The sequence below is a fragment of the Streptosporangium sp. NPDC006013 genome (genome assembly GCF_040614275.1).
Taxonomy (GTDB): domain Bacteria; phylum Actinomycetota; class Actinomycetes; order Streptosporangiales; family Streptosporangiaceae; genus Streptosporangium.
The window spans coordinates 1-1,636 of sequence record NZ_JBEXUE010000912.1 but is presented as its reverse complement, the minus strand read 5'-3'; the positions used below and the strand labels follow the sequence as shown (position 1 = coordinate 1,636).

1 protein-coding gene is annotated in these 1,636 nt (G+C 73.5%); it reads left to right on the top strand.

Features of this window, described 5'->3' with window-relative positions:
• Positions 1–1,636 (top strand): polyketide synthase dehydratase domain-containing protein (locus tag ABZ260_RS50845; protein ID WP_355633116.1); only part of this gene is annotated, 1,636 nt, incomplete at both ends.

The window sequence follows — 1,636 nt, the reverse complement described above, 5'->3', positions numbered from 1 at the left end:
GGAACTGTCGGGCCGGACGGCGTACTGACCGCGATGGCGGTCGACACCCTCGCCGCGGAGGCCGAAGCCGGTTCTGGCCCGGACGCGGTGCTGGTGCCGGCACTGCGCGGGGGCCAGGACGAGCAGAAGACGATCGTGATGGCGCTGGCCGGGTTGCACGTGCATGGGGTGCCGGTGAGCTGGCCGGCCATGTTCCCCGGTGCCCGCCGGGTGGAGCTGCCCACCTACGCCTTCCAGAAGGAGCGGTTCTGGCCGACCGGTCGGCGGGGCGGGGACGCACGAGGTCTGGGGCTTGAGACGGCGCTCCACCCGCTGCTGGGGGCGGTGGTGGTGTCGCCGGAGTCCGGTGGGGTGGTCTTGACCGGGCGGTTGTCGGCGTCGACCCATCCGTGGATCTGCGACCACGAGGTTCTGGGACGGGTGCTGATGCCCGGGACGGGGTTCGTGGAACTGGTGGTCCGCGCGGGTGACGAGGTCGGTTGCGCGGTGGTGGAGGAGCTGGCGCTGCAGGCGCCGCTGGTGTTGCCCGAGTCCGGTGGGGTGCGGGTCCAGGTGGTCGTCGACGGCCCCGGTGCGACCGGCAGGCGCGCGGTCCGGGTGTACTCCCGAGCCGATGAGCGGGCGGGTGGTGAGTGGACGCTGCACGCCCAGGGAGTGCTGGCGGAGCGGGCGGCCGAACCGGGGTTCGATCTGGTGCAGTGGCCGCCGGCGGGGGCGGCCGAGGTGGAGGTGGCGGGAGCGTACGAGCGGCTGGCCGAGATCGGTTATGGCTACGGGCCGGCGTTTCAGGCGTTGCGGGCGGCGTGGCGTCGGGGGGAGGAGTCGTTCGCCGAGGTCGTGCTGGGTGAGCGGGTGGCTGCGGAGGCGGGGCGGTTCGGGGTGCATCCGGCGCTGCTGGACGCGGCGATGCACGTGTCGCTGATCGACCCCTCGGGCGTGGCGGGCGGCGGGCGGGCGGTGTTGCCGTTCGTGTGGCGGCAGGTGGTGCTGCACGCCTCGGGTGCCTCGACGCTGCGGGTGCGGGTGCGGCATTCGGGTGAGCACACGCTGAGCTTGGACGTGGCCGATGAGAACGGCAGGCCGGTGCTGTCGGCGGGGTCGATGGTGGGGCGTCCGGTGTCGGCGCAGCAGCTGGGCGCGGCAGCGGAGCAGCCCCTGTTCCAGGTGGCATGGAATCCGATCGAGGTGCCCGCGGCCGGTGCGGCGCAGGTGACCGAATGGTCCGCTTCTCCTGATGCGGCTGTCGATGCCGCCGATTCGGTTGTGGTGGTGGACTGCACGGTACGGCCGGCCGGTGAGACGCCGGAGGTGGTGCGCTCAGTGGTCGGTGGCGTGCTTGAGGCGCTGCAGGCGTGGCTGGAGCGGGAGGATCCGACGTCGGCGCCTTTGGTGGTGGCGACCCGGGGCGCGGTGGCGGTGGGCGAGGGCACGGACGTGGATGTGGATGTGGCGGTCGCTCCGGTATGGGGGTTGGTGCGGGCGGCGCAGGCCGAGCATCCGGGACGCTTCGTGCTGCTGGATCTGGACGAGGGCCGGGAACGGGACGCGGCGGTGCGGGCGGCGGTGGCCTGCGGGGAGCCGGAGCTGGCGGTGCGGTCCGGGGCGTTCCTGGTGCCCCGGCTGGTCAGGATGGTCC